The following is a 26025-nucleotide window of genomic DNA, read 5'->3' as shown; positions in this document are numbered from 1 at the left end:
ATAATTTGGTTTGTGCTAGGAGAATATCGGATCACGGGTCGGCGCGCAGCAGGGATTGCGGCCGGAATCGAGGCGGCGGTCGGCTCCGGGGAGCTGGCGCCGGGACAACTGCTGCCGCCCATGCGGGAATTGGCGGTCGAACTGGGCGTGAATCCCAATACCGTCGCGGCCGCGTACCGGACCCTGCGCGAACGCGGGGTCATCGAGACCGCCGGGCGCCGGGGCAGCCGAGTGCGGCCCAAGCCGGCCACCACCGCCCGTGAGTACGTCCGGGAGGAGGTCCCCGCCGGAGTGCGGGATCTGGCGAACGGCAACCCGGACCCGGCGCTGCTGCCACCGCTCGCCCCGGCGTTCGCGGCAGCGGCGGAACAGGGTGACCGGACGCCGGTCCTCTACGGGGACGACCCCATGGATCCGGAGCTGGCGCGCACGGCACGCGCCGAACTGGACGCCGACGGGGTGCCGGACGGACCCCTCGTCGTCACCTCCGGCGCACTGGACGCCATCGAGCGCGTCCTCGCCGCGCATCTGAAGCCGGGGGACACCGTCGCCGTCGAGGACCCCGGCTGGGGCAGCGTCCTCGACCTCGTCCCGGCGCTCGGGCTGCGCATCGCACCCGTGGGCGTCGACGACGAAGGGCCGCTCCCCGACGACGTACGCCGTGCGCTCGGCGCCGGGGCCCGCGCCCTGATCGTCACCGACCGGGCCCAGAACCCGACCGGCGCCGCGGTGAGCGGCACACGCGCGCGTGCGCTGCGTTCCGTGCTCCGGGAGTACCCGGACACCCTGCTGATCGAGGACGACCACGGCCACGCCATCGTCGACGTCCCGCTGCATCCCCTCGCCGGCACCACCCGCCACTGGGCCTTCACCCGCTCCGCCGCCAAGGCCTACGGCCCCGACCTACGGCTCGCGGTGCTCACCGGCGACGCCGTGACGGTCGACCGAGTGCGCGGCCGACAGCGCCTCGGTCCCGGCTGGGTCAGCCTGATCGTCCAGCGGGCCGTCGTCCGGCTGTGGTCCGACGGCGCGGTCGACCCGAAGGCGGTGGCGGCGGCGTACGGCAGGCGCCGCGACCTGCTCATCGGCGCGCTCGCCGAGCGGGGCGTCACCGCCCGGGGCCGCACCGGCATGAACGTCTGGATCCCCGTCCCCGACGAGACCGGCGCCGTCTCCCGCCTCCTCCACGCCGGCTGGGCCGTCGCCCCGGGCGCCCGCTTCCGCATGAACTCCAGCCCCGGGATGCGCGTCACGGTCTCGACGCTGACCGGGACGGAGACCCTGGCCCTGGCCGATGCCATCGCCTCGGCCGTACGGCCCTCCCCCGGCCGGAGCGGTGTCTAGGACGCGGCCTTCGCGGGCGTCCGCGCGTGGCGGTCGCCGTCGGCCGGTACCGGGCCGCGCTCGCGCGGGCGTATCTGCGTCAGCGCCGCCCCGACCAGCACGATCACCGCACCCACTGGCGTCGACCAGGTCAGCGACTCGCCGAGCAGCGCCACGCCCGCCGCCGTCGCGATGACCGGGATGAAGTAGGTGACCATCTGGGCCGTGGTCGGGCCGACCTCGGCGACCAGGCCGTACTGGAGGAGCACCGCGAAGCCCGTGCCGAGGGCGCCGAGGGCCGCGACGGCGAGCAGGGGGAGCAGCGGGAAGTCGGTCGGGGCCGTGGTGAACAGCGGGGTGACGACGGCCAGTTGGACCGTGGCGAGCAGGAGTTGGGCGCCGGTCAGGGACAGGTGCGAGGAGTCGGCGCCCGCCAGGGTGCGGCGGACGTGGATCCAGCCGATCGGGTAGCAGAGCGAGGCCAGCAGGGCCATGCCGGTGCCCCGGGCGTCCATGCCGGTGAAGCCCTGCCAGGCGCCGAGCACCGTGAGGACGCCGAGGAAGCCCACGCCGAGACCCGCGACGCGCAGCCGGGTGGGCCGGTCCTCGGAGAGGGCGACCAGGGACAGGGCCATGCCCCACAGCGGTGAAGTGGCGTTGCAGATGCCCGCGAGCGTCGACGGGATCGTCAGCTCCGCGTAGGCGAACAGGGAGAACGGCGCCGCGTTCAGCAGGAACGCCGCGACCGTCAGATGCCCCCAGGTGCGCGCCCCGCGCGGGAGCCGCTCCCGCCGTACCACCATCGCGACCGCGAGCACCGCCGTGCCGAACAGCAGCCGGCCGAGGGTGACCTGGAAGGGCGCGTATCCCTCGGTGCCCACCTTGATGAGCAGGAAGCTGAAGCCCCAGACGAGGGAGAGGGCGGCGAAGCGCAGCCGCCAGTCGAGCAGGGAGCGGGAGCGGGTCATGGGACCAGCGTGCGACAGCACAATCTCGTAGCACAAGCGAGATTTCGCGAGCCATATCTCGTAGCATTGCTTACATGTTGAACCTGGAGCGCCTGCGCACCCTCGACGCCCTCGCCCGGCACGGCTCGGTCAGCGGCGCGGCCGAAGGGCTGCACATCACCACGTCCGCCGTCTCCCAGCAGATGTCCAAGCTGGAGCGGGAGGTCGGCCAGCGGCTGCTCGCCAAGAACGGCCGGGGGGTCCGGCTCACCGACGCCGGACGGCTGCTCGCGGAGCACGCGGCCCGGATCCTGTCGCAGGTCGAGCTGGCCCGGGCCGATCTGGAGGCACAGCGCGGTCAGGTCGCGGGGGAGCTCAGACTGTCGGCGTTCCCGACCGCCGCGCGCGGACTCTTCCCGGCCGCCCTCGCCGAGCTGCGTGCCGAGCACCCCGCGCTGCGGCTGCGCTCCTGCGAGCTGGAACCGGAGCAGGGCGTCGCCGGGGTGGTGCGCGGCGACCTGGACCTGGCCGTGGTGCTCGACTGGTACAACAAGCCGATGCCGCTGCCCGACGGCCTGGTCAAGGCGCCGATCCTGGACGACCCCGCCGATGTGGCGATGCCGGTCGCCCACCGGTTCGCGGGCCGCGACGAGGTGGACCTCGCCGAGTTCGCCGAGGACGAGTGGATCACCTGGGGCCAGGGCGAGTTCTGCCATGAGTGGCTGATGTTCACCCTGCGCTCCAAGGGCATCGAGCCGATCGTCGGCCACCGCGCTGCCGAGACCCACACCCAGCTCGGTCTGGTCGCCGCGGGGCTCGGCGTGTGCGTCGTACCCCTGCTCGGCCGCGACCCGATGCCCGCCGGAGTGGTCGCCGTACCGCTCAAGCAGCGGGTGCGGCGGCATGTGTACGTCATCTGGCGCGCGGACGCCGACCGCCGCCCGTCGATCCGGGCGGCGGTCAAGGCACTGCGGGCCGCGGGCGAGCGGATCGGGGCTACTGTCCCGCAAGCTTCCTGAAGTCCCAGGACACGATCTTCTCGGGGGTCAGCCGCAGCCACGCGTGCCGTCCGTCGTGCGGCATCTCCTCCAGATTGAAGTTCTTCCGAGCGAACAGCGTCTCCGGCACGTCGAGTTCGGCGCACAGCTCCCCGGTGCGCGGGATCTCGCCCACGAACTCCACGGCCCCGGACAGCTCCACGCCGCGCAGCTCGTCGTACTCCTCGCCCGTGTCGACCACGACGGCGACCCGCTGGTCGCGCCGCAGCTGTGTCCAACGCCTGCTGCGCACCACCGAGTACAGCCACAGCGAGGTGCCGTCCCAGGCGAACCACAGGGTGCTCACATGCGGGGCGCCGTCCGCCGACACGGTGGCGACCCGGCAGGTGCGCTGGGTGGCCAGGAACTCGTCCAGCTCACCCGGTGTCATCATGATCTTCCGGCCCCGGCGCTGAGTGACGGTCATGCGTCCCCCTCTTCTCCCACGTCGTGCCAGAGGAGATCCTCTGACATCACGTCAGAAAAGAATGGGTCGTCTTCCGTCCTCGCGCAATGGTGGCTAGCCTCGCCCGCTCCAGACCGTCGGCGACAAGGGGGAACCGTGCCGTCGTACGACCAGCTTCGCGAACTCCTCGATCCCGCCACGTCCGTCCTGCTCACCGTCGAGTGCCAGCAGGGGGTGGTCGGACCGGACAGCGCCCTGCCCGAACTCGCCAAGGAGGCCCGCTCCTCGGGAGCCCTTGCCAACGTGGCCCGGCTGGTGGCCGGTGCCCACGCGTGCGGGCTCCAGGTGATCCACGCGATCGCCGAGCGCCGCCCCGACGGTCGCGGCGCCAACCGTAACGCCCGTCTGTTCCGCGCCGCCGAACGGCTCCCCGTCCAGCAGCTGTCCGGCACCACCGCGGTCCGGCTCGCGGCCCCGATCGAGGTCACCGAGGAGGACTTCGTCGTACGACGGCTGCACGGCCTGTCGCCGATCCAGGGCACCGACGTCGACGCCCTGCTGCGCAACCTGGGCTGCCGCACGCTGGTCGTGACCGGGGTCTCGGCCAATGTGGCGATCCCGAACGCCGTGTTCGACGCCGTCAACCGCGGCTACACCGCCGTGGTGCCCACCGACGCGATAGCCGGGGTGCCCTCCGAGTACACCCCCGCGATGATCCGCAACACCCTCGCGTTGGTCGCCACGCTGACCACGACAGCCGACCTGCTGGCCGCCCTCCGGGTCAGGCCAGCGTGATCGAGTCGCCGTCCACGGTGACCTCCCGCGCGGGCAGCGGCTGGGTGGCGGGCCCCTTCTGCACACTGCCGTCCTCGATGGAGAACCTGCTGTTGTGACAGGGGCAGGTGATGGCGCCCTCGGAGACGCCCGTCACCGGGCAGCCCTGGTGGGTGCACTCGTACGAGAACGCCTTGAAGGTGCCCGCCGTCGGCTGGGTCACGACCACCTTGTGATCGTTGAGGATCTTCCCGCCGCCCTCCGGGATGTCCGAGGTCTGCGCGACGACGGTTCCGGCGGACCCGGACGCCCCTGACGACTCCTCGTCCTCCGACCCGCACGCGTTCAGCGCGAAGGAGAGGCCCACGGCGCCGACCGCCGCCACGACGGTACGGCGGCTCGGGGTCGCGACGGGGTGGAGCGGTTCGCTGGTCATGCCGGTCTTCCCTTCCACGGAGGTACGCCTTGCGTAGACAGGTACGGGCGGCGCGCGTCCGCGGTTCAACGCGCCAGTAACCTGGGGCGATGCTCAAGGAAGTCATCGCGACCCGGTTCATCACGCCGCTGCGTGAGGGCGGCTCGCTGCCGGGACTCGTCGAGACCGACGACTTCGGGACGTACGTCCTGAAGTTCCGCGGCGCCGGACAGGGCCGCAAGACGCTGGTCGCCGAGGTGGTGTGCGGGGAGCTCGCCCGCCGGCTGGGGTTCCGGACGCCCCGGCTCGTGACGATCGAACTCGACCCGGTCATCGGGCTCGGAGAACCCGAACAGCAGGTGCAGGAGCTGCTCAGGGCCAGCGGGGGCACCAACCTCGGCATGGACTTCCTGTCCGGAGCGCTCGGCTTCGACCCGCTCGCCTTCACGGTGAGCCCCGCGGAGGCCGGGCGGATCGTCTGGTTCGACGCCCTGGTCAACAACGTCGACCGCTCCTGGCGCAACCCCAATCTGCTGATGTGGCACGGCGACCTGTGGCTCATCGACCACGGCGCCACCATGATCTGGCAGCACAACTGGCCCGGCGCCGAGACCTCCGCGGCCCGGCCCTACGACGCCTCCGACCACGCGCTCGCGCCCTTCGGGCCCGATGTCTCCACTGCCGCCGCCGAGTTGGCGCCCCGCGTCACCGAGGACCTGCTCGCCGAGGTCACCGCGGAGATCCCGGACGAGTGGCTGGAGGGGGAGCCCGGCTTCGAGGATCCGGACGACCTCAGGCGGGCCTACGCACGCCCGCTCCTGGCCCGGGCCGCCGTCATCCACGAGCGAATCGAGGGGACCAAGTGAGCGACGACCGCCACTTCATCAAGGGAGGCCCGAGCGAGCGCGAGGTCTTCGAGTACGCCGTCCTGCGCGTCGTGCCCCGCGTCGAACGCGGCGAGTGCATCAACGCCGGGGTGCTGGTCTACTGTCGAGCCAAGGGCTACGTCGGAGCACGCACCCATCTGGACGAGCCCCGCCTGCTGGCCCTGGACCCGGAGGTGGACCTGGCCGGGGTGCGGGCCGCGCTCGGGGCCGTGGAGCGGGTCTGCTCCGGCGGCGAGGCGGCAGGTCAGGCGGCATCCGACGACGCGGGCCGGCGCTTCCGCTGGCTCATCGCCCCCCGCTCCACGATCGTCCAGCCCGGCCCCGTCCACACCGGCCTCACGACCGACCCGGCGGCGGAGACGGAACGGCTCCTGGACCTGCTCGTCCGGTGAGTCAGGTGCGGCGGCGCTTCACCACGTAGCCGACCGCGACGGCACCGCCGGCGACGAAGGCGATCCCGGCCGCGGTTTCCCAGCCGCTGAACCCGGAGTCGGCGGCGCCGCCCAGACCGCCGCGGACGCCGAGCGTCGGGGCGGCGGGGGTGGCGGGCCTGACCGTACTGACGGCGGTGCCGCGCCGGGGCAGCACCTCGCAGGCGATGCCGTCGTCCCGGCCCTGATCCTCGTCGAGTCCGTGCGGATCACTGGGGTCGCGGTTGTACTCGGCCTGTGCGTCCTCCTGGTAGGTGAAGTTGATGCAGTCCAGGTCCTGAGCGTGTGCGGTGTCGGCCAACGGCACGATCGCGGCTATGGCGATCAGCGTGCCGACGGCACCGATGCGACGGCGCATGGTGCGCCTCCTTTCCGGCCACGGGGTGGCCCTCGGTCGACGCTAGGTCCGGCCTCGCGCCAGGACGCGTGGAGAGGGGCCGATCGGGTGCCCCGGCCAGCGGCGGTGCGGGAGGATGGCGGCTGCGGGACCAGGTAATGGATCACACGTGGCTGGGTGCCGTTGACACCGCGTGCCAGGGCTTCTAGCGTCACGTCTGCTGAAGGTACTAAGCGGTCGCTCACCGATGAGCCGGCCGTGGAGCCGCACCCCCAAGGGCGAGGAGAAGCAGCCATGTCCACCACTGACCAGCGGGTCGCCGTAGTCACCGGCGCAGCGCGCGGTATCGGCGCCGCCACCGCCGTACGCCTGGCCGCCGAGGGCCGCGCGGTCGCCGTCGTCGATCTCGACGAGGCGGCCTGCAAGGACACCGTGGAGAAGATCACCGCGGCGGGCGGCAAGGCCCTCGCGGTCGGCTGCGACGTCTCCGACGAGGCGCAGGTCGAGGCGGCCGTCGCGCGGATCGCCGAGGAGCTCGGCGCGCCCACGATCCTGGTCAACAACGCGGGCGTGCTGCGCGACAACCTGCTGTTCAAGATGAGCGTCTCCGACTGGGACACCGTCATGAACGTCCACCTGCGCGGCGCCTTCCTGATGTCGAAGGCCTGCCAGAAGTACATGGTGGACGCCAAGTTCGGCCGGATCGTCAACCTCTCCTCGTCCTCCGCGCTCGGTAACCGCGGCCAGGTCAACTACTCCGCCGCCAAGGCCGGCATGCAGGGCTTCACCAAGACCCTCGCCATCGAGCTCGGCAAGTTCGGTGTCACCGCCAACGCCGTCGCCCCCGGCTTCATCGCCACCGACATGACGGCGGCCACCGCCGAGCGCGTCGGCATGGGCTTCGATGACTTCAAGGCCGCGGCCGCCACCCAGATCCCGGTGCAGCGCGTCGGCTACCCCGAGGACATCGCCAACGCCATCGCCTTCTTCACGGGCGAGGCGGCCGGCTTTGTCTCCGGCCAGGTGCTGTACATCGCCGGCGGACCGCTCGACTAGGGGGATCGGACACATGACTTCAGTGGAACTCTCCGGCAGGGTCGCCCTGGTCACGGGCGCCAGCCGCGGTATCGGCTACGGGGTCGCCGAGGCCCTCGTCGCACGCGGCGACCGCGTGGCCATCACCGGCCGCAACGAGGACGCCCTCAAGGAGGCCGTGGAGCAGCTCGGCTCCGACCGCGCCATCTACATCGTCGGCAAGGCCCACGACGAGGCCCACCAGGCCGTCGCCGTGGAGCGCACCATGGAGGCCTTCGGCCGCGTCGACTTCCTGGTCAACAACGCCGGTACTAACCCGGTGTTCGGGCCGATCGCCGACCTCGACCTGGGCGTCGCCCGCAAGGTGTTCGAGACCAATGTGATCTCGGCGCTCGGCTTCGCGCAGAAGACCTGGCATGCCTGGCAGAAGGACAACGGCGGCGCGATCGTCAACATCGCCTCGGTCGCGGGCATCGCGCCCTCACCCTTCATCGCGGCCTACGGCGTCAGCAAGGCCGCGCTGATCAACCTGACCCAGCAGCTCGCGCACGAGTTCGCGCCCAAGGTGCGGGTCAACGCCATCGCCCCGGCCGTGGTGAAGACCAAGTTCGCCCAGGCCCTGTACGAGGGCCGGGAGGCGGAGGCGGCCGCCGCCTACCCGCTGGGCCGGCTCGGTGTGCCCTCCGACATCGGGGGCGCCGCCGCCTTCCTCACCTCCGAGCAGTCCGACTGGGTCACCGGTCAGACGCTCGTCGTCGACGGCGGTATCTTCCTGAACGCCGGCGTCGCCTGACCCGCGTCGGGCCCGTGTCTCCCGGCGGGGGCACGGGCCCGAATCTGTACAGAGCCGGTCGTCACGTCCAAACCGATTGCAGTCACAGACCGTTGACAACGTAGTCAGAGGTTTATCGATCAAGAACGGTTGTGAGACACCGGTTCATTCGGCCGGGCTCTGCGGTATGGTCTGCCGACCCTTGGTATGGCAGATCGAGGAGCGTGCGCGTGTTCAACCGGAACCGATGCCTGCGGCAGGTGGCGGCCATCGCGTCCATATCGTCCCTGATGACCGGATGCGGAATCCTCTCGTCGGACTCTTCGGAGGACGAGGGGCCGATTGTCGTGGGGACCACCAGTGCGCCCAGCACGCTGGATCCCGCCGCGTCCTGGGACAGCTCCTGGGAACTGTTCCGCAACATCTACCAGACGTTGCTCAGTTACCCCTACGGCGCGTCCGTGCCGGAGCCCGACGCAGCCGAGAAGTGCGAGTTCACCGACAACACGAACACGGCCTACCGCTGTGAGCTGCGCGAGGGCCTGAAGTTCTCCGACGGCAGCGCGCTGGACGCCCAGGCCGTCAAGTACTCGATCGACCGGATCCGGGACATCAACGTCAACGGCGGCCCCGCCGGTCTGCTGGGCAGCCTCGACCGGGTCCAGGCGCTGAACGACCGTGAGATCGTCTTCCATCTCAACAAGCCGGACGCCACGTTCCCGTTCGTGCTCGCCACGCCCGCCATGTCGATCGTCGACCCGGACAGCTACCCGGCCGACAAGGTGCGCGACGACGGACAGGTCGTCGGATCCGGTCCCTACACGCTCCAGGCGTACGAGGACGGCCAGGAAGCGGAACTCGTCCGCAACGACAGCTACGAGGGGTACGCGGAGCGCAAGAACGGCGCCGTGACCATCCGCTACTTCCAGGACTCCGGCGAGATGATCGGCGCCCTGCGCCAGCACGAGCTCGACGTCGCCTTCCGGGGTATCGCCGCCGACGACATCCTCGCCCTCCAGACGCGGGAGTCGCAGAAGAACTTCCAGGTCGTCGAGAGCGCCAGCACCCAGATCAGCTACCTGGTCTTCAATCCCAAGGACCCCTGGGCCGCGAAGCCCGCCGTCCGCAAGGCGCTCGCCCAGGTCGTGGACCGCCCCGCCATCGCGCACAAGGTCTACCAGGACACCGTGGAACCGCTGTACTCCATGGTCCCCAAGGGCCTGACCGGCCACTCCACCGGCTTCTTCGACGACTACGGCCAGCCCAGCACCTCCAAGGCCCGCGAGATCCTCTCCGAGGCCGGCATCACCGAACCGGTGCCACTGCAGCTCTGGTACACCACCGACCGCTACGGCTCGGAGACCAAGGCGGAGTTCGAGGAGATCAAGAGGCAGCTGGAGGCCTCCGGTCTGTTCGAGATCACCCTCAAGAGCCGCCCCTGGAAGACGTACGTGACGGGCTACCAGAAGGGCGAGTACCCGGTGTTCGGCCGCGGCTGGTCTCCCGACTTCCCCGACGCCGACAACTTCATCGCGCCCTTCGTCGGCGATCAGAACGCCCTCGGCACGCCCTACCCAGCCCCCGAGATCACCGGCGATCTGCTGCCCCGCTCGCGTCAGGAGAGCGACCGTGCCAACGTGGAGAAGGAGTTCGAGGAGGCCCAGAAGATCCTCGTCGAGGACGCGCGACTGATTCCGCTGTGGCAGGGGCGGCAGTATGTGGCGGCCAACAACGACATCTCCGGCGCGGAGCGGGCGCTGGACCCGTCGACGATCATGATGGTGGGCACCCTGTACCGCAAGACCAGCTGGTAGCGGGCCGGGACGGGGGTACGCGGAGCGCGTTGTCAGTGGTCGCCGGTAGGTTCTGTGGTCAGGAAGCGACGCACGTCGTAGTGACCGCACACCGAAGGAAGTTGACGTGACCGACATCGCCATGCTGCCCGAGTCCTGGCGCGGGGTTCTGGGCGACGAACTGCAGCAGCCCTACTTCAAGGAGCTGACGGAGTTCGTCGAGGAGGAGCGAGCGAAGGGTCCCGTCTACCCTCCGCGCGAGGAGGTCTTCGCCGCGCTGGACGCGACGCCCTTCGACCGGGTGAAGGTCCTGATCCTCGGTCAGGACCCTTACCACGGCGAGGGCCAGGGCCACGGCCTGTGCTTCTCGGTCCGGCCCGGGGTGAAGACCCCGCCCTCGCTGCGCAACATCTACAAGGAGATGGAGCAGGAGCTGGGCCTTCCCGTCCCGGACAACGGCTATCTGATGCCGTGGGCCCAGCAGGGCGTCCTGCTGCTCAACGCGGTCCTCACGGTCCGCGCCGGTGAGGCCAACTCCCACAAGGGCAAGGGCTGGGAGAAGTTCACCGACGCGGTGATCCGCGCTGTCGCCGGCCGCCCCGACCCGGCGGTGTTCGTGCTGTGGGGCAACTACGCGCAGAAGAAGCTCCCCCTCATCGACGAGACCCGGCATGCCGTGGTCAAGGGCGCGCACCCCTCGCCGCTGTCGGCGAAGAAGTTCTTCGGCTCCCGTCCGTTCACACAGATCAACGAGGCGGTCGCGGCGCAGGGCCACGAGCCGATCGACTGGCGGCTGCCGAACCTCGGCTGACCTGGTGCGGGGCCGCTCCCTCGGGTCGGCCCCGCCTCGCCGGGATTGCCGGTGCCTGCGGTTAGCGTCGGGGGCGACCAGGCGCCGAGGGTGTGGAGGACGCGGTGGCGGAGCGACAGGAGCGGACGGCGCCGGATGCCGTGATGACACGGATCGGGCAGGTCGTCATGTTGCATCACGCGGGGGACCGCGAGGAGGCCAGGCACCGCTTTCTCGATCTGTGGGCCGAGATCGGCGAGGACGGCGACCCGCTGCACCGCTGCACCCTGGCCCACTACCTGGCCGACACACAGGACGAGCCGGGCGACGAACTCGCCTGGGACCTCAGGGCGTTGACGGCGGCGGAGGAACTGACCGACGACCGGCTCGCCGAACACGAGAGCGCGCTCGCGGTGCGGGCGCTGTATCCGTCGCTGCATCTGAACCTGGCCGCGGACTATGTGAAGCTGGGCCGCTCGGAGGCGGCGCGCACGCATCTTCGGCGGGCCCGTACGGCGGCCGACACGCTCGCCGAGGACAGTTACGGGGACGGGGTGCGGGCGGCGATCCATCGACTGGAGCTGCGCCTGGGGGAGGGGGACTCCTCGGGAGGCTGGGGGCCGCCGAGACAGCGGCCCTGAGGGTCAACGCCCGTACGCCTGCTCGCAGAGCCTCGCCTCCGGGCCGTCCTTGCGCCAGCCGCCGTACTTCTTGCCCAGGGCACAGACGTCCGTGTTCTCGCGGACCGACTCGGTGACGTCGGGGATCTCGAACCGGGGGCGCTGCGGAGCGGAGCGTTCGGGGCGGGGGTGTGCCGGGCGCGGGTGGCCGCGTGGGGTGGGCGGCTGTGCGGGCGGGGCCGTCGGTGCCGGGGCCGACCGGGTCGGTCGCCGGGTCGCCGGTGGTTTGCGTTCCGCGTGGCGGGGCGGGCCGATGAGTTCCAGCGCCTCCTGGGCCGGCGCCTGCACGATCTGCGGCTCGGCCCGGCCGTCCTGCCGGTTGGACGGCTGGGACGGCGCCGGAACCGACACGGGCGGGCGCTGGACGGTCACACAGCCCGTGAGGGCCGAGACCGCCACGGTGACCAGGAGCGTCGCGGTGGTCGTCGTTCGATGCACCCGGGCCACTCTGCTGGTTCGGGCCCCCTTCGGGACAGCGGACAAGCGCAGGATGCCCCGCAAGGGTGATCTCCGGCCCCGTACGGAGGCCGCGTGCCCGCCCAGGGTGACGTCAGTCGCCGGTGGACCCGTCGACGCGCTCGCGCAGCAGGTCGGCGTGGCCGTTGTGGCGCGCGTACTCCTCGATCATGTGGGTGTATATCCAGCGGAGGTTGAAGGGTTCCCCGGACCGGCTGGTGCCCTTGGAGAGGTCGTCCAGGCCGTAGGCGGCGGTGTTGCGCCGGGCCCTTTCGATCTCGGCCTGCCAGGTGTCTTGGGCCTCCTGCCAGGTGTCCGTGTCGGAGAAGTGGAAGTCGCCGTCCCGGTCCTCCTCGGAGGAGTAGAGCACCCCGAGGTCCTCGCCGAGGAGCACCTCGTGGAACCAGAACCGCTCGACCTCGGCCATATGCCGCACCAGCCCCATCAGGGTCAGCTCCGACGGCTCCACGGAGGCGGTCCTGAGCTGGGCGTCGGTCAGGCCCTCGCACTTCCGGGCGAGGGTCTGGCGGTGGTAGTCGAGCCAGCCCTCCAGCATGGTGCGCTCATCGGCGTTGATGGCGGGTTCACGGCGTTCGGTTGTCATGACCGCATCCTTGCCCAACTCGCCTGGTCCCACCATCGTTTTTACGACGGTCCGAGGCCGGGCCAGGACGGCAGCCACGGTGGCCTGCGCAGCGGCCGTATGCTTCGGTCGTGTCACCCCAGGGCACACGGTAGGGAGCACCAGTGAAGGTCGGCTGCATCGGACTCGGCGACATCGCGCAGAAGGCCTACCTGCCCGTGCTCGGCCACCAGCCCGGCGTCGAACTGCATCTGCAGACCCGCACGCCCGCCACCCTGCACCGGGTCGCCGACACCCTCCACCTTCCGGCGGAACAGCGGCACACCGACCTCGACGCCCTGCTCGCCCGGGGCCTCGACGCGGCCTTCGTGCACGCGCCGACCGTCGTCCACCCGGACATCGTGACGCGGCTGCTGGAGGTGGGCGTGCCGACATACGTCGACAAGCCGCTGGCGTACGAACTCGCCGACTCCGAGCGGCTGGTGGAGCTCGCCGAGGAGCGTGGGGTGGGCCTCGCCGTCGGCTTCAACCGGCGTTACGCGCCCGGGTACGCGCAGTGCGCCGACCATCCGCGTGAGCTGATCCTCATGCAGAAGAACCGGATCGGGCTCCCCGAAAAGCCGCGCACGATGATCCTGGACGACTTCATTCATGTCGTGGACACGCTGCGGTTCCTGGTGCCGGGGCCGGTCGACGACGTGACCGTGCGGGCCCGTACCGAGGGCGGTCTGCTGCACCATGTGGTGCTTCAGCTCGCCGGTGACGGGTTCACCGCCCTCGGGGTGATGAACCGGCTCAGCGGGTCGGCCGAGGAGATCCTGGAGGTGTCCGGGCAGGACACCAAGCGTCAGGTGCTCAATCTCGCCGAGGTGATCGACCACAAGGGGCAGCCGACGGTGCGCCGACGCGGCGACTGGGTGCCGGTGGCCCGCCAGCGCGGCATCGAGCAGGCGGTGCTGGCGTTCCTGGACGCGGTGCGCGCGGGCAAGGTGGTCAGCGCCCGGGACGCGCTGGCGACTCATGAGTTGTGCGAGCGGGTGGTACGCGCGGTCCAGGAGCGGGCCGCCTGACCCTGACGGTCCGTACGCCCTCGCCCGCGCACCAGGCGGCGAGGATCAGCAGCGCCACCTGGACCGGCCAGTCACCGAACCGGACGTAGGGCGTGGCGCCCTGGGCGAGCGGTACGTCGTACACCTGCGCCGTGTTCACGCTCGTGCCGAGCCAGGGGCCGACGCGCTGTCCGCTCGCGTCGTACACGGCGGACACGCCCGTCAGCGTCGCGTGCACCATCGGGCGGCCGGTCTCGGCGGCACGCAGGGCGGCGAGCGAGGCGTGCTGCTCGGGGGCCCAGCTCTGCTGGAACGTCGACGTCGCCGACTGGGCGACGAGCACATCGGAGCCGTCCTCGGCGAGATGGCGGCTCATGTCGGGGAACGCCGACTCGAAGCAGACCATCGGGCCGATGCGCAGGCCGTTTCCGGCGGTCATCACGACCTGTTCGGAGCCGCGGCGCCGGTCCTCGCCGGCCGCCTCGCCGACCGAGGTCGCCCAGCCGAGCAGGGAACGGGCCGGGACGTACTCGCCGAAGGGGACGAGCCGCATCTTGTCGTAGCGGGCGCCGGTCAGTCCGTCGGGGCCGACCAGGACGGAACTCTTGTAGATGCCGGGCTTGTCGGAGCGCCGGGCGTCGACGTTGACGAGTATGGGGGCGCCGGTCTCGCGCGAGAGGGCCCCGATCCGGCTCGCCAGGTCGGGGCGGCGGCCGAGGTCGAAGCCGACGCTGCTCTCGCCCCACACGATCAGGTCCAGGTCCTGCCCGACGAGCTCGCGGGTGAGCCGCTCCTCCGCCTCGAAGCGCCGGTCACCGCTGTCCGCGCCCTGGATGACGCCCGGCTGGACGACGGCGATCCGGGTCCGTCCGTCGATGTCGGGGCGCGGCGACCAGGCCCAGGCCGCGGAGGTGACGGTGGCCGTGGCGACCAGGCCCGCCACGGCGGGGACGCGGGAGCCGCGGATCGAGATCAGGACGGCCACGGCGACGTTGAGCGCCACCGCCAGGAAGCTGAGCAGCCAGACCCCGCCGACCGAGGCGAGCCGCAGCGCCGCCTCCACCTGCCACTGACTGGCGCCGAGCATGCCCCAGGGGCCGCCGAGTCCCTCCCAGGAACGGACCAGCTCCACCATCAGCCAGCCCGACGGCAGGACGGCGAGTGCGGCCCCGACGCGTCCAGGACCGGGTGCTTCGGCGAGGAAGTGGCGCACCAGCCAGCCCCAGGGGGCCCACAGGGCGCCGAGCAGCGCGGCGATGACGAAGGTGAAGACATGCAGGTTCGGCAGCAGCCAGTGGTGCATGGCCAGCATGAACCCGAAGCCGCCGCACCAGCCGTCGTACAGGGCCCGGCGTGCGGTCGGGGCGGCGCGCAGCAGGAGGATCCAGGGGACCAGGGCGACGTAGGCGAACCACCACAGCGAGGGGGCCGGGAAGGCGAGCACGGGCAGGGCGCCGGCCAGCGCGGCGACGAGGGAACGCCGCCACGGGGTGACGAGCCAGTGGCCGAACCTCTGCATGCGGCGCCTCCCTACCCCGTGGTCCTTTCAGTGTGCGCGCTGAGTTCGGCCCGGGAACAGAGTGCCCGGACCGAATCGATCATCGTGTCGCGGGCAGCCTCCGCCACTTCTCCCGTACGACGACCTGGTCGATCCGCCAGCCGTCGTGGGTGCGGGTCAGGCCGAAGGTGTAGCGGCCGCCGCAGACGAAGTCGGGGGCGGCCGAGGCCTCGCCGTCGCGGGCCAGGCGCATGGGGTTGACGTAGTCGGCCTGGACGTGGGCGGTGTCGCCGGTGTCCTGCTCCAGGATCCCGAAGCGGAGGCGGCGGTTGACGATGAGGTGCTGGCGCATCGCGAACAGCCGCATGCTCTCGGCGAGCCAGTCGGCGACCTGCCCGGCGTCGCCCTCGATGCCGCCCGCCGAACGGTAGTCCGCGCGCCCGGCGGGGGCGAACAGCCCGCGGTACGCGTCCCAGTCACCGTCGTCGACCGCCACCGCGTACTCCGTGATGAGACCGTCGACGGCCAGCCGGTCCATCACGGTCGCGAGCTCCACACGCTGCGTCATCGGCTCAGTGTTGGGCATGGGACGAACGACGCCAAGAGGCATGCCGTGACAACCGTCGTCCTACGCGGCCTCGATCACTTCGCTGCGGATCGCGGCCGCCCACTCGACCACCAACAGTTCGTACTCCGCGCGCTCTTGGGCCGACAGGGTGCCGCCCGCGCGCACCCACAGGGCGCGGATCTGCTCGTTCACCTCGGCGGCGGAGCGCACGGAACCACGGGCTGAGGAATCGGGGGCCATGCCGCCAAGCCTAGGGGCAAGAACTGACACTGCGCTACCGAACGGCTACGCATCCCTTATGTGATGGGTCACGGAAATTCCGGGCCGTCGTCAGTGCGCGGACTCGCCCGCGTCAGGGCTCAGCGCACCCGTGGCCACGAGCACGATGATCAGGATGCCGAGCGCGATGCGGTACCAGACGAACGGCATGAAGCTCTTGGTCGAGATGAACTTCATGAACCACGCGATGACGGCGTATCCGGTCACGAAGGCGATCACCGTCGCGAAGGCCGTCGGACCCCAGGCGACGTGGCCGCCATCCATCGCGTCCTTGAGTTCGAACAGGCCGGAGGCGAGGACCGCGGGGATCGCGAGGAGGAAGGAGTAACGGGCCGCCGCCTCGCGGGTGTAGCCCATGAACAGGCCGCCGCTGATCGTGGCGCCGGAGCGGGAGACGCCCGGGACCAGGGCCGCGGACTGGCAGAGGCCGAAGATCAGGCCGTCACGGACGCCCAGGTCCTGAAGTTCCTTGCGCTGCTTGGCCGCACGGTGCCGGCCACCGCTCTCGTCGCGCGCCGCCAGGCGGTCGGCGATGCCGATGATGACGCCGACGACGATCAGCATCGTCGCGGTGATGCGCAGATCGCGGAAGGGGCCCTCGATCTGGTCCTTCAGCGTCACACCCAGGACACCGATCGGGATCGAGCCGACGATCACCAGCCAGCCCATCTGGGCGTCGTGGTCGCGGCGCATCGCCTTGTTGGTGAGCGATTTGGACCACGCCAGGATGATCCGCCCGATGTCCTTGCGGAAGTAGATCAGCACGGCCGCTTCCGTGCCGATCTGGGTGATCGCGGTGAAGGCCGCGCCCGGGTCCTCCCAGCCGGAGAACGCAGCGGTCAGCCGCAGATGCGCGCTGGAGGACACGGGGAGGAACTCGGTCAGCCCCTGGACGAGTCCGAGGATGAGGGATTCAAACCAGGTCATGTAGGTACGACGTCCAAGTGCTGATGGCTGTAGGCGCGAAGGGATCACCGCGCCGCGGAGGCACGGTGATCACAGTGGTCGAGGGGCAGCGTAGCGCCCCTCGACGACGGCCATGGCACAGGGGTTTGGCACCGAGCGCCCGCCCCCGCCCATGGCTAGCCTGGATTCATGGCAACCGTGCGGCTCAGCGGGGTCGACGTCGTCTACGCGCGCGTGGGGGACGCCCCCGGCCCGCCCCTGGTCCTGGTGCACGGGGCCGGTCTGGACGGCCGGATGTGGCAGCCGCAGATCGAGGCGCTGGCCGACGACTTCACGGTGGTCGCCTGGGACGAGCCGGGCGCCGGCCGGTCGTCGGACGTGCCCGCCGGGTTCGGCCTCGCCGACTACGCCCGCGCCCTCGCCTCCGTCATCGAGGATCTGGAGCTAGGCCCGGCCCATGTCGCCGGGCTCTCCTGGGGCGGCACCGTCGTGCTGGAGCTGTACCGGCAGCGCCCGGAGCTGGTCAGGACGCTGATCCTGGTCGACACCTACGCGGGCTGGAAGGGCTCGCTGCCGGCCGACGAGGTGGCCGCGCGGGTGGTGGGCGCCGAGCGGATGCTCGCGGCGCCGCAGTTCGATCCGACGCTGCCGGGGCTGTTCGCGAGAGGCGGTCCGCCCGCCGAGTACGCGGCCCTGTTCGACGCGATGCAGCGCGAGGTGCGCCCGGTAGCCATGGCGGCGCAGCTCTACCTGATGGCCGAGGCCGACCTCCGTGAGGTGCTGCCCCGTATCGCGGTGCCGACCCTGCTCCTGTGGGGCGAGGCCGACGTACGGTCGCCGCTGGGCGTGGCCCGGGACTTCGCGGCGGCGATCGCGGACGCCGAGCTGGTCCTGCTGCCCGGGGCGGGGCACATGAGCAATCTGGAGGACCCGGAGGGCTTCACGCGGGCGGTGCGCGCGTTCTGCCACGCGCGCGCGTGACCCGGCGTGGGGTCAGGCCGCCGTTGTCGGTCCCGCCACCGTCCAGCCCTTGGCCTGCGGATGTGCGCTGAGGTCCTCGTGGCGCACCTCGTCTCTGCAGACCGAGCAGGTGACGACCGGGACCAGCTCGTTGCCGCAGACGTGCTCGATCACCATCGGCCGGTTCTCGTCCCCGCGCAGATGACGGTCACCCCACGCCATGAGGGTCATCAGGACCGGCTCCAGTTCCAGGCCCGCCCGGGTGGGCCGGTACTCGAAGCGCTGCGGCCGCTCGCTGTAGGCACGCTTGGTCAGGATCCCGGCGTCCACGAGGCGGCGCAGCCGGGTGGCCAGGATGTCGCGCGGGGCGCCGATGTTGCGCACCAGCTGGTCGAAGCGGCCGTTGCCGAGACACACCTCCCGCAGGACGAGCAGGGAGTACTTCTCGCCGACCAGCGCCAGGGCGTCGGCGATGGAACAGGGGCGCGGGTCCTTGGGGGCGGGCATGACGCCAAGTCTAGGGGAGGGTTTGATTTTCCAACTCTCCGGGCTATGGTGAGTTTGGATTTCCTACTGACCGGTAGCTGTGGAGGCCCGCACCATGCGTGACGCAGTGATCGTCGAAGCCGTACGCACACCTATGGGCAAGGGCAAGCCGGGCGGCGCCCTCGCCCACGTCCACCCCGTTGAACTCCTCGCCCACACCCTGCGCACCCTTGTCGAGCGCTCCGGCGTCGACCCGGCGCTGATCGACGACGTCATCGGCGGCACCGTCGACCAGGTCGGCGAACAGGCCATGAACACCACCCGCTACGCAGCCCTGTCGGCCGGCTTCCCCGAGTCGGTGCCGGCGACCACAGTGGACCGCCAGTGCGGCTCCTCCCAGCAGGCCGTGCACTTCGCCGCGCAGGGCGTCATCGCGGGCGCCTACGACCTGGTGGTGGCCTGCGGGGTGGAGTCCATGAGCCGGGTCCCGATGTGGTCCAACGTGCCGCCCGGCAAGGATCCCTTCGGCCCCGGCGTCGCCGAGCGCTACCCCGAGGGCCTGGTCCCGCAGGGCATCAGCGCCGAGCTCATCGCCGCCAAGTGGTCGATCACCCGGGACCAGATGGACGCCTTCGCGGTCTCCTCCCACCACAAGGCGGCCGAGGCCTGGGCCAAGGGCCTCTTCGAGGCCGAGGTCGCGCCCCTGGACGGCGTCGCCCGCGACGAGTGCGTACGGCCGAACAGCACCACCGAGATCCTGGCCGGACTGAAGCCCGCCTACCACGACCCGGCCTTCGCCGAGCGCTTCCCGCAGATCGAGTGGAACGTCACCGCGGGCAACGCCAGCCCCGTCAACGACGGCGCCTCGGCCGTGCTCATCACCTCCAGCGAGACCGCGGCCCGGCTCGGCCTGCGCCCGCTGGCCCGGCTGCACAGCTTCGCCGTCACCGGCTCCGACCCGCTGCTGATGCTCACCGGAGTCGTCCCGGCCACGGAGAAGGTGCTGCGCAGGGCCTCGCTCCGGCTCGACGACATCGACCTGTTCGAGGTCAACGAGGCCTTCTCCAGCGTGGTCCTGGCCTGGCGGCAGGAGACCGGCGCCGACCTCGCCAAGGTCAATGTGCACGGCGGCGCCATCGCCCTCGGCCACCCCCTCGGCGCCAGCGGCACCCGCCTGACGACCACCCTGGTCCACGCGATGCGCGAGCGCGGCGCCCGCTACGGACTGCAGACGATGTGCGAGGCGGGCGGTCTGGCCAACGCGATGATCCTGGAAGCGGTGTAACCCCTCAACGGCCGCGCAGGTGGTGGCGCTTGCGCCAGGCCACCACCACGCCCGCGAGCGCGGGTACGGCGATACAGGCCAGCGCGATCAGGAAGGCCGGCGACGTCGGCGCCGAGGCGCGGGCGCCGGCCACGACGTAGGCGGCGGTGTTCGGAATCGAGCCGAGCGCCGTCGCCAGCAGGAACGGCACATAGCCCATTCGGGAGACGGCGGCGCAGTAGTTCGCCGCCCAGAACGGCACCCCGGGGAACAGCCGCACCGCCAGCATCGAGCGGAAGCCGTGCCGGGAGAACTGCCCGTCCACCGCCTTAAGCCAGCGTCCCCGCAACAGCGGACGCAGAGCCTCCTGACCGAGGATCCGGCCCAGCCCGAAGGCGAGCCCCGCCCCGAGCACCGTCCCCGCCAGGGCGGCGGCGAGACCCAGCTGGGAGCCGAAGAGCGCGCCCGCCCCGAGGTTGAGCAGCGGCCGCGGCACGAACGCCACCGTGCACAGCCCGTACGCCACCGCGAACACCATCGTCGCCGCGGCACCGCTCACCTGCGGGGGCCAGCCGTCCGCCAGCAGCCGCTGCGGTTCGAAGAGCAGCACGGCGACGGCGGCCGAGGCGAGCAGGGCGATCAGCAGGGACAGCCGCGACCACGGCGAGAGCAGCGCTCTCGTACAGCGCGCGGCGAAGCTCACAGGCATGGGCACGGGCGCCGCTGCGGCGACGGCGAGCTCCGGAGCGGTGGCCCGGGGAGTGGCGTCGAGCATCCGGTGACACTAACCGACAAATATGTGTGATCGCCGTATGGTTCGTCTCATGAGCGTGACCGGCGCGAGAACCCTGGACGTCCCCGACAGCGTCCTCGCCGACACCCTGCTGGAACGGCTCACCGCCGCCTACGGCGCCGCGGCCGATCCGGAACGTGCCGGTCCCATGCGGGCGTACATGAAGGACGCGGCCCCCTTCCTCGGCCTCACCACCCCCGTACGCCGCGCCCTGTCCCGCACGGTCCTGGCGGGCACGCCCCGCCCCGACGAGGCCGACTGCACCGCCGTCGCCCTGCGCTGCTGGCGGCTGCCCGAGCGCGAGTACCAGTACTTCGCCGTGGACTATCTGCGCCGCCATGCCGGACGCTGCTCCTCCGCCTTCCTGCCCGTGACCCGGCACCTCGTCTCCACCGCCTCCTGGTGGGACACCGTCGACCTGCTCGCCGCCCATGTCGTCGGCGCACTCGTCGCCGCCGACCCCGAGCTCACCGCCGACATGGACGCCTGGAGCACGGACGGCGACCTCTGGATCGTCCGCACCGCCCTGCTCCACCAACTGCGCTACAAGGAACGCACCGACACCGAACGCCTCTTCGCCTACTGCCTGCGCCAGTCGGGACACCCCGACTTCTTCGTCCGCAAGGCCATCGGCTGGGCGCTGCGCGAGTACGCCAAGACCGACCCGGACGCCGTACGGGACTTCCTCGCGCGCGAGAAGGGACGCTTCGCGCCGCTGTCGGTGCGGGAGGCGCTGAAGAACATCGGTGCCTGAAGTCCCGAACCGCCTGAAGTCCCGTACCGCCGAAAACCATTCGACGTCGGACATCGCGTCGACGATGATCGACGTCATGTTCCGGCACGCCTTCCTCCTCGCAGCATCCGCGGTCGCGGATGCCCCGAAGGCTGCCGTCCTCGTCATCCTCGCCGCAGTCGACGGCGCCCGAAGCTGACCCTCTCCGGATCGTCCGGCGGACCCCGCAGGGGGAGGGTCGGCCAGTCCACGGGGTCCCACCGCCACTTCCGACGCTTCGAGGTACCGCCATGTCCAAGACGGCTTACGTCCGCACCAAACCGCATCTCAACATCGGCACGATGGGCCATGTCGACCACGGCAAGACCACCCTGACCGCCGCCATCACCAAGGTCCTCGCCGAGCGCGGCTCCGGCACCTTCGTTCCGTTCGACCGCATCGACCGGGCGCCGGAGGAGGCCGCGCGCGGGATCACCATCAACATCGCGCACGTCGAGTACGAGACCGACACCCGGCACTACGCCCACATCGACATGCCGGGCCACGCCGACTACGTCAAGAACATGGTCACCGGCGCCGCGCAGCTCGACGGGGCCATCCTTGTCGTCTCCGCGCTCGACGGGATCATGCCGCAGACGGCCGAACACGTGCTGCTCGCCCGGCAGGTGGGGGTCGACCATGTGGTCGTCGCGCTGAACAAGGCGGACGCGGCGGACGAGGAACTCGTGGAGCTGGTCGAGCTGGAGGTCCGCGACCTGCTCACCGAGCACGGCTACGGCGGCGACACCGCGCCCGTCGTACGGGTCTCCGGACTCCGCGCCCTGGAGGGGGACCCGAAGTGGACGGCGTCCATCGAGGCGCTGCTGGACGCGGTGGACACCTACGTTCCGATGCCGGAGCGGTATGTGGACGCGCCCTTCCTGTTGCCGGTCGAGAACGTGCTGACCATCACCGGTCGCGGCACGGTCGTCACGGGCGCCGTCGAGCGGGGCACCGTTCGCGTCGGAGACCGGGTCGAAGTGCTCGGGGCCGGTGTCGAGACCGTCGTCACCGGCGTCGAGACCTTCGGCAAGCCGATGGAGGAGGCGCAGGCCGGGGACAACGTGGCGCTGCTGCTGCGGGGGGTTCCCCGGGACGCCGTCCGGCGCGGGCATGTCGTCGCGGCGCCGGGGAGTGTGGTGCCGCGGCGGCGCTTCACGGCGCAGGTCTACGTGCTGTCGGCGCGGGAGGGTGGCCGCACGACGCCCGTCACGACCGGTTATCGGCCGCAGTTCTACATCCGTACCGCGGATGTGGTCGGGGACATCGACCTCGGGGAGGTGGCGGTGGCGCGGCCTGGGGAGACGGTCACGATGACTGTTGAGCTGGGGCGTGAGGTGCCGCTGGAGCCGGGGCTTGGATTCGCCATTCGTGAGGGTGGGCGGACTGTGGGGGCGGGGACCGTGACAGCCGTGGTGTGAGTGCCGCCTGCTGTGCGTGGGCGCTGCCGACCGGTTGTGGCTGGTCGCGCCCACGCTGCGGAGCCGCATATCGACGCAGCCCCGCGCCCCTGCCGCCACGCACAATGGGGATGTGACCGAACCTGTCCCCGTGAGCCGCACCGTCGATCACGGCACCGCCAAGCTCATGCCCGACGTCGACCGGGAGCGGGCCTGGCTGCTTACCGTCGACGGGGCTCCGCAGTCGTACGTCGATCTGGATGAGCCGACCCATCTGGAGTTCGAGTACGCGCGGCGGCTCGGGCATGTGCTGGATGTCGTCGGGGAGCCGGGGCTGGCGTTGGACGTGCTGCATCTCGGCGGTGGGGCGCTCACGTTGCCCCGGTATGTGGCCGCCACCCGGCCGGGGTCGCGGCAGGACGTCGTCGAGGCGGACCGGGGGCTGTTGGAGCTGGTCGTCGAGCATATGCCCGTTCCCGACGGGATCGCGCTGCACGCGGCGGATGCCCGGGCCTGGACCGAGGAGGCCCCCGCCGACTCCGTCGATGTGCTGGTCGCCGATGTCTTCGGGGGGTCACGGGTTCCGGCGCATCTGACGTCCCTCGCCTACGCCCGTGCGGCCGAGCGTGTGCTGCGCGGTACCGGTGTCTATCTCGCCAACCTCGCCGATGCCGCGCCCTTCGCGTTTCTGCGGTCCCAACTCGCCACCTTCGCGGCCGTGTTCGAGGAGCTGGCGTTGATCGCCGAGCCGGGGGTGCTGCGGGGGCGGCGGTTCGGCAACGCCGTGCTGGTCGCCTCGCACCGGCCCGTCGACCTCGCCGCCCTGACCCGGCTCACCGCCTCCGACGCCTTTCCCGCCCGCGTCGAACACGGGCCCGGCCTGCGGGAGTTCATCGGCGGGGCGCGGCCGGTGCGGGACGAGGACGCCGTACCGTCACCCGAGCCCCCCGACGGGGCTTTCAGCATCGGCTGACGGCTGTGCGGCGGCCGCGGTCACGTGTTTGGTACGGCGGCGCAGGTTCCGTACGTCCGGTACGCACAGGACCGCCGCCGTGACCACGACGACCAGCACGGCGCAGCCCCACAGCGCCGAGGTCCGCCCGAACGCCGACTCCGCCGGGCCCGCCAGAGCCGTGGCCAGCGGGACCAGGGCGACCGAGCCGAACCAGTCGTAGGCCGAGACGCGGGAGAGCTTGTCCTCCGGGATCTCCTGGTGGAGCGCGGTCATCCAGCTGACGCCGAACACCTCCAGGGTCACGCCGGTGAGGAACATCACGGCACACAGGACACCGGCCGAGGTGGGGATCGCGAGCGCCGCGGACGGCAGGGCCAGGGGGAAGACGCACAGGGTGCCGGCGAGGAGGAGGCGGCGGGGCTTCCAGCGGGTCATCAGCAGGGCGCCGGCGACCGTGCCCGCGCCGAAGAAGCCCAGGGCGAGGCCCCAGGGTCCGGCGCCGCCCAGATGGTCCCGGGCGACAAGGGGGCCGTAGACCGCGTCCGCCGCGCCGACCACCGCGTTCGCGATCGAGAACTGCACGACCACCGCCCACAGCCACGGCCGACCGGTGAACTCCCGCCAGCCCTCCCGGAGGTCGGTGAGCAGGCCGCCGCCCGGCGCGCGCGGCGCGATATGGCCGACGTCGAGGAGGGCACGCAGCGACCCGGCGACGGCGAAGGCGGCGGCGTCCGCCGCGAGCACCCAGCCGGGCCCGATCGCGGCGACCATCGCACCGCCCAGCGCGGCGCCGCCCACCGCCGCGCCCTGCATGGCCATCCGGAAGACGGCGAACGCGCGGCTCACCTGCTCACCGCTGACCGACGACATCAGCATGCCCTCGGCCGCGGGGGAGAAGAACGCGTGGCCGGTGCCGCCGAGCGCGGTCAGCAGCATCATCTGCCACAGTTGCGGCTCGTCGGTCAGCACCAGCACCGCGAAGGCGGCCTGCGACACACAGTTCAGGGCGTTCGCCGCGACCATCACCTGGTGCCGGGGCAGCCGGTCCGCCACGGCGCCGCCGATCAGCAGGAACAGCACCAGCGGCAGGGTCCTGGCGGCCGCCACCAGGCCCACGTCGCCGCCGTCCCCGCCCGCCTCCAGCACGGCGAACGCGGCGGCGATCAGCGCGCCGTGGCTGCCGAGGTTGGTCACGACCGCGGACGCGGTCAGCAGGGAGTAGTTGCGGCCCGCCCAGGTCGGGCGGCGGAGCGAGATGGTGGGCTTCACCTCGCGACTATCGCCGTGGCGGGGCCGACTTGCCAAGTCGAATTCCTGTCCGTCATCGAGCCCGCCACCTGCTCTTAAGTGTCGGTCGGCATGGCCTCGGTGAGGCGCACGGTGCTCAGGATCTGCTGGATCGTCGCCTCCGGGATCTCCCCCTTGACGCCCTTGGCGCCGAAGAGGTTCCAAGTGACGTAGTCGCCCGCGCCGTTCTCGAACGCGAAGGTGATTGCCTTGCCCTCGCTGTCGCACTTGCCGTTCTGCGGGGTGTTCTCCGAGTGGGCGGTGGCGACGCTGCCCTTGATGCCCGACGCCGTGGTGTACGGCTTGGGCTTGGAGTACTTCACGCTCTTGCGGTCCGGCTGGGTGTAACCGCCGAAGATCCACCACGGCACCCGGGTCTCGGCGGCCTCGTCGAGGTCCTTCGCCCCGTTCTCACCGCGCGTACCGGCGGTGACCAGGGCGGTGTCCTCCGTACGGCCGTCCTTGTCGGAGTCGACCGTGCACCACTTGGACTTGAGGTAGGCGGGAGCGGTGACGGTGGACCGGTCGAGCTTGCCGTCCTTGTCCTCCCACTCGAAGCCGACGCTCGTGTCCTGGTTGTCGATCTCCCAGTCGGCGGGCACGTCGAACATCGTGCCGAAGCGCGGGTTGACGACGACCTTCCAGCCCTCGACGGTCGGCTTCAACTCCTCGTCGCCGCGCGGGTCGTCCTCCGCGCCGGACTCGGAGGTGCTGGGCTCGGCCGACTTGCTCACGGTCGGGCTCGCCGACGCCTTGCCGTCCGCCTTGTCGTCCTCGTCGCCGCCCAGCACCAGGAACCCGGTGACACCGGCGGCGACGACCACGGCCGTGGCCGCCACGATCGCGACCAGCTTGGTCCGGTTGCCGCCGCCACCGCCCTGCGGCGCCGGTGCCCCCGCCGAGGTCGGCGCGCCCCACTGCGCTTGCTGCCCATAGGGGTTGGGCTGCTGATAGCCGGGCTGCTGGTACGGATTCGGCTGCTGGTACCCCGGCTGCTGGTACGGGTTGTTCTGCTGTTGCGGGTTCTGCTCGCCCCCGGGCGGCTGCTGTCCTGGCCACATGGGCAGCAACCCTAACGGCGCCCTGGACACGATTCGGTCACCGGCCCTTGTCAGGGACGTAGCAAATCTGGCCAGCGAGGC

At 71.2% G+C, this 26025-nt stretch carries 31 protein-coding genes; 17 read left to right on the top strand and 14 right to left on the bottom strand.

All coding sequences use genetic code 11. The features are described from left to right. The first annotated feature begins 12 nt into the window (after nt 1-12). Nucleotides 13-1344, top strand: coding sequence for an aminotransferase class I/II-fold pyridoxal phosphate-dependent enzyme (locus H4N64_RS14240; protein ID WP_186282657.1), 1332 nt, complete (start codon nt 13-15; stop codon nt 1342-1344). On the opposite strand, the gene H4N64_RS14235 is transcribed toward H4N64_RS14240, so the two are convergent. Beyond that, the gene (locus tag H4N64_RS14235) at nt 1341-2291 is read right to left on the bottom strand and encodes a DMT family transporter (RefSeq protein ID WP_186282656.1); all 951 of its coding nucleotides are present in this window, start codon (nt 2289-2291) and stop codon (nt 1341-1343) included. The genes H4N64_RS14240 and H4N64_RS14235 overlap by 4 nt on opposite strands. A gap of 74 nt (nt 2292-2365) precedes the next feature. On the opposite strand from H4N64_RS14235, the gene H4N64_RS14230 reads away from it, so the two are divergent. Further along, nucleotides 2366-3289, top strand: a complete 924-nt coding sequence (locus H4N64_RS14230) for a LysR family transcriptional regulator (protein WP_186282655.1) — start codon at nt 2366-2368, stop codon at nt 3287-3289. Here the strand turns inward: H4N64_RS14230 and H4N64_RS14225 are convergent. Then, complete coding sequence (locus tag H4N64_RS14225) at nt 3267-3734, bottom strand: pyridoxamine 5'-phosphate oxidase family protein (RefSeq protein WP_186282654.1); 468 nt, start codon at nt 3732-3734, stop codon at nt 3267-3269. The genes H4N64_RS14230 and H4N64_RS14225 overlap by 23 nt on opposite strands. Before the next feature lie 135 nt (nt 3735-3869). Here H4N64_RS14225 and H4N64_RS14220 point away from each other — a divergent pair, with 135 nt between their 5' ends. Beyond that, on the top strand, nt 3870-4508 hold the full coding sequence (locus tag H4N64_RS14220) for an isochorismatase family protein (RefSeq protein ID WP_186282653.1): 639 nt from the start codon (nt 3870-3872) through the stop codon (nt 4506-4508). Here H4N64_RS14220 and H4N64_RS14215 read toward each other — a convergent pair. Continuing rightward, nucleotides 4495-4923 (bottom strand): Rieske (2Fe-2S) protein, encoded by a 429-nt coding sequence (locus H4N64_RS14215; protein WP_186282652.1) that lies wholly within the window; start codon nt 4921-4923, stop codon nt 4495-4497. The two genes, H4N64_RS14220 and H4N64_RS14215, sit on opposite strands and share 14 nt — an antisense overlap. 89 nt (nt 4924-5012) lie before the next feature. Here H4N64_RS14215 and H4N64_RS14210 point away from each other — a divergent pair, with 89 nt between their 5' ends. Then, on the top strand, nt 5013-5768 hold the full coding sequence (locus tag H4N64_RS14210) for a HipA family kinase (RefSeq protein WP_186282651.1): 756 nt from the start codon (nt 5013-5015) through the stop codon (nt 5766-5768). Beyond that, nucleotides 5765-6181: a DUF3037 domain-containing protein gene (locus H4N64_RS14205; protein ID WP_186282650.1), complete on the top strand. Its 417-nt coding sequence runs from the start codon at nt 5765-5767 to the stop codon at nt 6179-6181. Before H4N64_RS14210 ends, H4N64_RS14205 begins: the two co-directional genes overlap by 4 nt. Nucleotide 6182: 1 nt before the next feature. Here H4N64_RS14205 and H4N64_RS14200 read toward each other — a convergent pair whose 3' ends face one another. Then, nucleotides 6183-6578: an excalibur calcium-binding protein gene (locus H4N64_RS14200; protein WP_186282649.1), complete on the bottom strand. Its 396-nt coding sequence runs from the start codon at nt 6576-6578 to the stop codon at nt 6183-6185. A gap of 273 nt (nt 6579-6851) precedes the next feature. On the opposite strand from H4N64_RS14200, the gene fabG reads away from it, so the two are divergent. The 5 genes from fabG to H4N64_RS14175 all read left to right on the top strand — a co-directional run bounded on the left by fabG (nt 6852) and on the right by H4N64_RS14175 (nt 11588). Beyond that, nucleotides 6852-7613 (top strand): 3-oxoacyl-ACP reductase FabG, encoded by a 762-nt coding sequence (gene fabG, locus H4N64_RS14195; RefSeq protein ID WP_186282648.1) that lies wholly within the window; start codon nt 6852-6854, stop codon nt 7611-7613. Nucleotides 7614-7626: 13 nt separating this feature from the next. Further along, complete coding sequence (locus H4N64_RS14190; RefSeq protein WP_186282647.1) at nt 7627-8385, top strand: SDR family oxidoreductase; 759 nt, start codon at nt 7627-7629, stop codon at nt 8383-8385. Nucleotides 8386-8594: 209 nt separating this feature from the next. Then, on the top strand, nt 8595-10178 hold the full coding sequence (locus H4N64_RS14185) for an ABC transporter substrate-binding protein (RefSeq protein WP_186282646.1): 1584 nt from the start codon (nt 8595-8597) through the stop codon (nt 10176-10178). Between the two features lie 106 nt (nt 10179-10284). Continuing rightward, nucleotides 10285-10968 carry a uracil-DNA glycosylase gene (ung, locus tag H4N64_RS14180; protein WP_186282645.1) on the top strand — a complete coding sequence of 228 codons (684 nt, stop codon included), beginning with the start codon at nt 10285-10287 and terminating at the stop codon, nt 10966-10968. Between the two features lie 104 nt (nt 10969-11072). Further along, entirely contained in the window at nt 11073-11588 is a 516-nt protein-coding gene (locus H4N64_RS14175) for a tetratricopeptide repeat protein (RefSeq protein WP_186282644.1), read from the top strand. Nucleotides 11589-11591: 3 nt separating this feature from the next. Here H4N64_RS14175 and H4N64_RS14170 read toward each other — a convergent pair whose 3' ends face one another. Both H4N64_RS14170 and H4N64_RS14165 read right to left on the bottom strand, forming a co-directional pair. Next, entirely contained in the window at nt 11592-12065 is a 474-nt protein-coding gene (locus tag H4N64_RS14170; RefSeq protein WP_186282643.1) for a hypothetical protein, read from the bottom strand. Between the two features lie 112 nt (nt 12066-12177). Next, entirely contained in the window at nt 12178-12687 is a 510-nt protein-coding gene (locus H4N64_RS14165) for a DinB family protein (protein WP_186282642.1), read from the bottom strand. Between the two features lie 143 nt (nt 12688-12830). Between H4N64_RS14165 and H4N64_RS14160 the strand changes: the two genes are divergently transcribed. Beyond that, complete coding sequence (locus H4N64_RS14160) at nt 12831-13736, top strand: Gfo/Idh/MocA family oxidoreductase (protein ID WP_186282641.1); 906 nt, start codon at nt 12831-12833, stop codon at nt 13734-13736. On the opposite strand, the gene lnt is transcribed toward H4N64_RS14160, so the two are convergent. The 4 genes from lnt to H4N64_RS14140 form a co-directional block, all read right to left on the bottom strand. Further along, on the bottom strand, nt 13660-15234 hold the full coding sequence (gene lnt / locus H4N64_RS14155) for an apolipoprotein N-acyltransferase (RefSeq protein ID WP_186282640.1): 1575 nt from the start codon (nt 15232-15234) through the stop codon (nt 13660-13662). The genes H4N64_RS14160 and lnt overlap by 77 nt on opposite strands. 79 nt (nt 15235-15313) lie before the next feature. After that, on the bottom strand, nt 15314-15781 hold the full coding sequence (locus H4N64_RS14150; RefSeq protein WP_186282639.1) for a nuclear transport factor 2 family protein: 468 nt from the start codon (nt 15779-15781) through the stop codon (nt 15314-15316). 60 nt (nt 15782-15841) lie between these two features. Continuing rightward, nucleotides 15842-16021 (bottom strand): hypothetical protein, encoded by a 180-nt coding sequence (locus tag H4N64_RS14145; protein WP_186282638.1) that lies wholly within the window; start codon nt 16019-16021, stop codon nt 15842-15844. A 90-nt stretch (nt 16022-16111) separates the two neighbouring features. Beyond that, on the bottom strand, nt 16112-16987 hold the full coding sequence (locus H4N64_RS14140; RefSeq protein WP_186282637.1) for an undecaprenyl-diphosphate phosphatase: 876 nt from the start codon (nt 16985-16987) through the stop codon (nt 16112-16114). Nucleotides 16988-17155: 168 nt separating this feature from the next. Between H4N64_RS14140 and H4N64_RS14135 the strand changes: the two genes are divergently transcribed. Next, nucleotides 17156-17947, top strand: coding sequence for an alpha/beta fold hydrolase (locus tag H4N64_RS14135; RefSeq protein WP_186282636.1), 792 nt, complete (start codon nt 17156-17158; stop codon nt 17945-17947). Nucleotides 17948-17959: 12 nt separating this feature from the next. Here H4N64_RS14135 and H4N64_RS14130 read toward each other — a convergent pair whose 3' ends face one another. Beyond that, complete coding sequence (locus H4N64_RS14130) at nt 17960-18433, bottom strand: winged helix-turn-helix transcriptional regulator (protein WP_186282635.1); 474 nt, start codon at nt 18431-18433, stop codon at nt 17960-17962. Nucleotides 18434-18527: 94 nt separating this feature from the next. Between H4N64_RS14130 and H4N64_RS14125 the strand changes: the two genes are divergently transcribed. Further along, the gene (locus H4N64_RS14125; protein ID WP_186282634.1) at nt 18528-19697 is read left to right on the top strand and encodes a thiolase family protein; all 1170 of its coding nucleotides are present in this window, start codon (nt 18528-18530) and stop codon (nt 19695-19697) included. A 4-nt stretch (nt 19698-19701) separates the two neighbouring features. Here H4N64_RS14125 and H4N64_RS14120 read toward each other — a convergent pair whose 3' ends face one another. Next, the gene (locus tag H4N64_RS14120) at nt 19702-20451 is read right to left on the bottom strand and encodes a TVP38/TMEM64 family protein (RefSeq protein ID WP_186282633.1); all 750 of its coding nucleotides are present in this window, start codon (nt 20449-20451) and stop codon (nt 19702-19704) included. A gap of 49 nt (nt 20452-20500) precedes the next feature. Here H4N64_RS14120 and H4N64_RS14115 point away from each other — a divergent pair, with 49 nt between their 5' ends. From H4N64_RS14115 to H4N64_RS14100, 4 genes are all read left to right on the top strand, one after another. Then, nucleotides 20501-21223, top strand: coding sequence for a DNA alkylation repair protein (locus H4N64_RS14115; RefSeq protein WP_186282632.1), 723 nt, complete (start codon nt 20501-20503; stop codon nt 21221-21223). Further along, a complete protein-coding gene (locus H4N64_RS14110) occupies nt 21216-21401 on the top strand; it encodes a hypothetical protein (protein WP_186282677.1) in 186 nt (61 codons plus the stop codon). Before H4N64_RS14115 ends, H4N64_RS14110 begins: the two co-directional genes overlap by 8 nt. A gap of 91 nt (nt 21402-21492) precedes the next feature. Then, the gene (gene tuf / locus H4N64_RS14105) at nt 21493-22662 is read left to right on the top strand and encodes an elongation factor Tu (protein ID WP_186282631.1); all 1170 of its coding nucleotides are present in this window, start codon (nt 21493-21495) and stop codon (nt 22660-22662) included. Nucleotides 22663-22774: 112 nt separating this feature from the next. Then, nucleotides 22775-23614, top strand: a complete 840-nt coding sequence (locus H4N64_RS14100) for a fused MFS/spermidine synthase (protein WP_186282630.1) — start codon at nt 22775-22777, stop codon at nt 23612-23614. Here H4N64_RS14100 and H4N64_RS14095 read toward each other — a convergent pair. Continuing rightward, nucleotides 23576-24865, bottom strand: coding sequence for an MFS transporter (locus H4N64_RS14095; protein ID WP_186282629.1), 1290 nt, complete (start codon nt 24863-24865; stop codon nt 23576-23578). The two genes, H4N64_RS14100 and H4N64_RS14095, sit on opposite strands and share 39 nt — an antisense overlap. Before the next feature lie 74 nt (nt 24866-24939). Further along, a complete protein-coding gene (locus tag H4N64_RS14090; RefSeq protein ID WP_186282628.1) occupies nt 24940-25944 on the bottom strand; it encodes a DUF8017 domain-containing protein in 1005 nt (334 codons plus the stop codon). Nucleotides 25945-26025 lie beyond the last annotated feature (81 nt).

Source organism: Streptomyces cupreus, assembly GCF_014257025.1.
GTDB lineage: Bacteria > Actinomycetota > Actinomycetes > Streptomycetales > Streptomycetaceae > Streptomyces > Streptomyces cupreus.
The sequence above is the reverse complement of the archived record's forward strand: the minus strand, read 5'-3'. Positions and strand labels throughout refer to the sequence as shown.

What these genes read in the sequence shown, in the direction of transcription:
- H4N64_RS14235 (WP_186282656.1), bottom strand. Translation starts at nt 2,291, where the DNA reads ATGACCCGCTCCCGCTCCCTGCTCGACTGGCGGCTGCGCTTCGCCGCC.
- H4N64_RS14120 (WP_186282633.1), bottom strand. Translation starts at nt 20,451, where the DNA reads ATGCTCGACGCCACTCCCCGGGCCACCGCTCCGGAGCTCGCCGTCGCC.
- fabG (WP_186282648.1), top strand. Translation starts at nt 6,852, where the DNA reads ATGTCCACCACTGACCAGCGGGTCGCCGTAGTCACCGGCGCAGCGCGC.
- H4N64_RS14135 (WP_186282636.1), top strand. Translation starts at nt 17,156, where the DNA reads ATGGCAACCGTGCGGCTCAGCGGGGTCGACGTCGTCTACGCGCGCGTG.
- H4N64_RS14165 (WP_186282642.1), bottom strand. Translation starts at nt 12,687, where the DNA reads ATGACAACCGAACGCCGTGAACCCGCCATCAACGCCGATGAGCGCACC.
- H4N64_RS14140 (WP_186282637.1), bottom strand. Translation starts at nt 16,987, where the DNA reads ATGACCTGGTTTGAATCCCTCATCCTCGGACTCGTCCAGGGGCTGACC.
- H4N64_RS14090 (WP_186282628.1), bottom strand. Translation starts at nt 25,944, where the DNA reads ATGTGGCCAGGACAGCAGCCGCCCGGGGGCGAGCAGAACCCGCAACAG.
- H4N64_RS14210 (WP_186282651.1), top strand. Translation starts at nt 5,013, where the DNA reads ATGCTCAAGGAAGTCATCGCGACCCGGTTCATCACGCCGCTGCGTGAG.
- H4N64_RS14215 (WP_186282652.1), bottom strand. Translation starts at nt 4,923, where the DNA reads ATGACCAGCGAACCGCTCCACCCCGTCGCGACCCCGAGCCGCCGTACC.
- H4N64_RS14150 (WP_186282639.1), bottom strand. Translation starts at nt 15,781, where the DNA reads ATGACGCAGCGTGTGGAGCTCGCGACCGTGATGGACCGGCTGGCCGTC.
- tuf (WP_186282631.1), top strand. Translation starts at nt 21,493, where the DNA reads ATGTCCAAGACGGCTTACGTCCGCACCAAACCGCATCTCAACATCGGC.
- H4N64_RS14125 (WP_186282634.1), top strand. Translation starts at nt 18,528, where the DNA reads ATGCGTGACGCAGTGATCGTCGAAGCCGTACGCACACCTATGGGCAAG.
- H4N64_RS14190 (WP_186282647.1), top strand. Translation starts at nt 7,627, where the DNA reads ATGACTTCAGTGGAACTCTCCGGCAGGGTCGCCCTGGTCACGGGCGCC.
- H4N64_RS14225 (WP_186282654.1), bottom strand. Translation starts at nt 3,734, where the DNA reads ATGACCGTCACTCAGCGCCGGGGCCGGAAGATCATGATGACACCGGGT.
- H4N64_RS14200 (WP_186282649.1), bottom strand. Translation starts at nt 6,578, where the DNA reads ATGCGCCGTCGCATCGGTGCCGTCGGCACGCTGATCGCCATAGCCGCG.
- H4N64_RS14230 (WP_186282655.1), top strand. Translation starts at nt 2,366, where the DNA reads ATGTTGAACCTGGAGCGCCTGCGCACCCTCGACGCCCTCGCCCGGCAC.
- H4N64_RS14130 (WP_186282635.1), bottom strand. Translation starts at nt 18,433, where the DNA reads ATGCCCGCCCCCAAGGACCCGCGCCCCTGTTCCATCGCCGACGCCCTG.
- H4N64_RS14145 (WP_186282638.1), bottom strand. Translation starts at nt 16,021, where the DNA reads ATGGCCCCCGATTCCTCAGCCCGTGGTTCCGTGCGCTCCGCCGCCGAG.
- H4N64_RS14115 (WP_186282632.1), top strand. Translation starts at nt 20,501, where the DNA reads ATGAGCGTGACCGGCGCGAGAACCCTGGACGTCCCCGACAGCGTCCTC.
- lnt (WP_186282640.1), bottom strand. Translation starts at nt 15,234, where the DNA reads ATGCAGAGGTTCGGCCACTGGCTCGTCACCCCGTGGCGGCGTTCCCTC.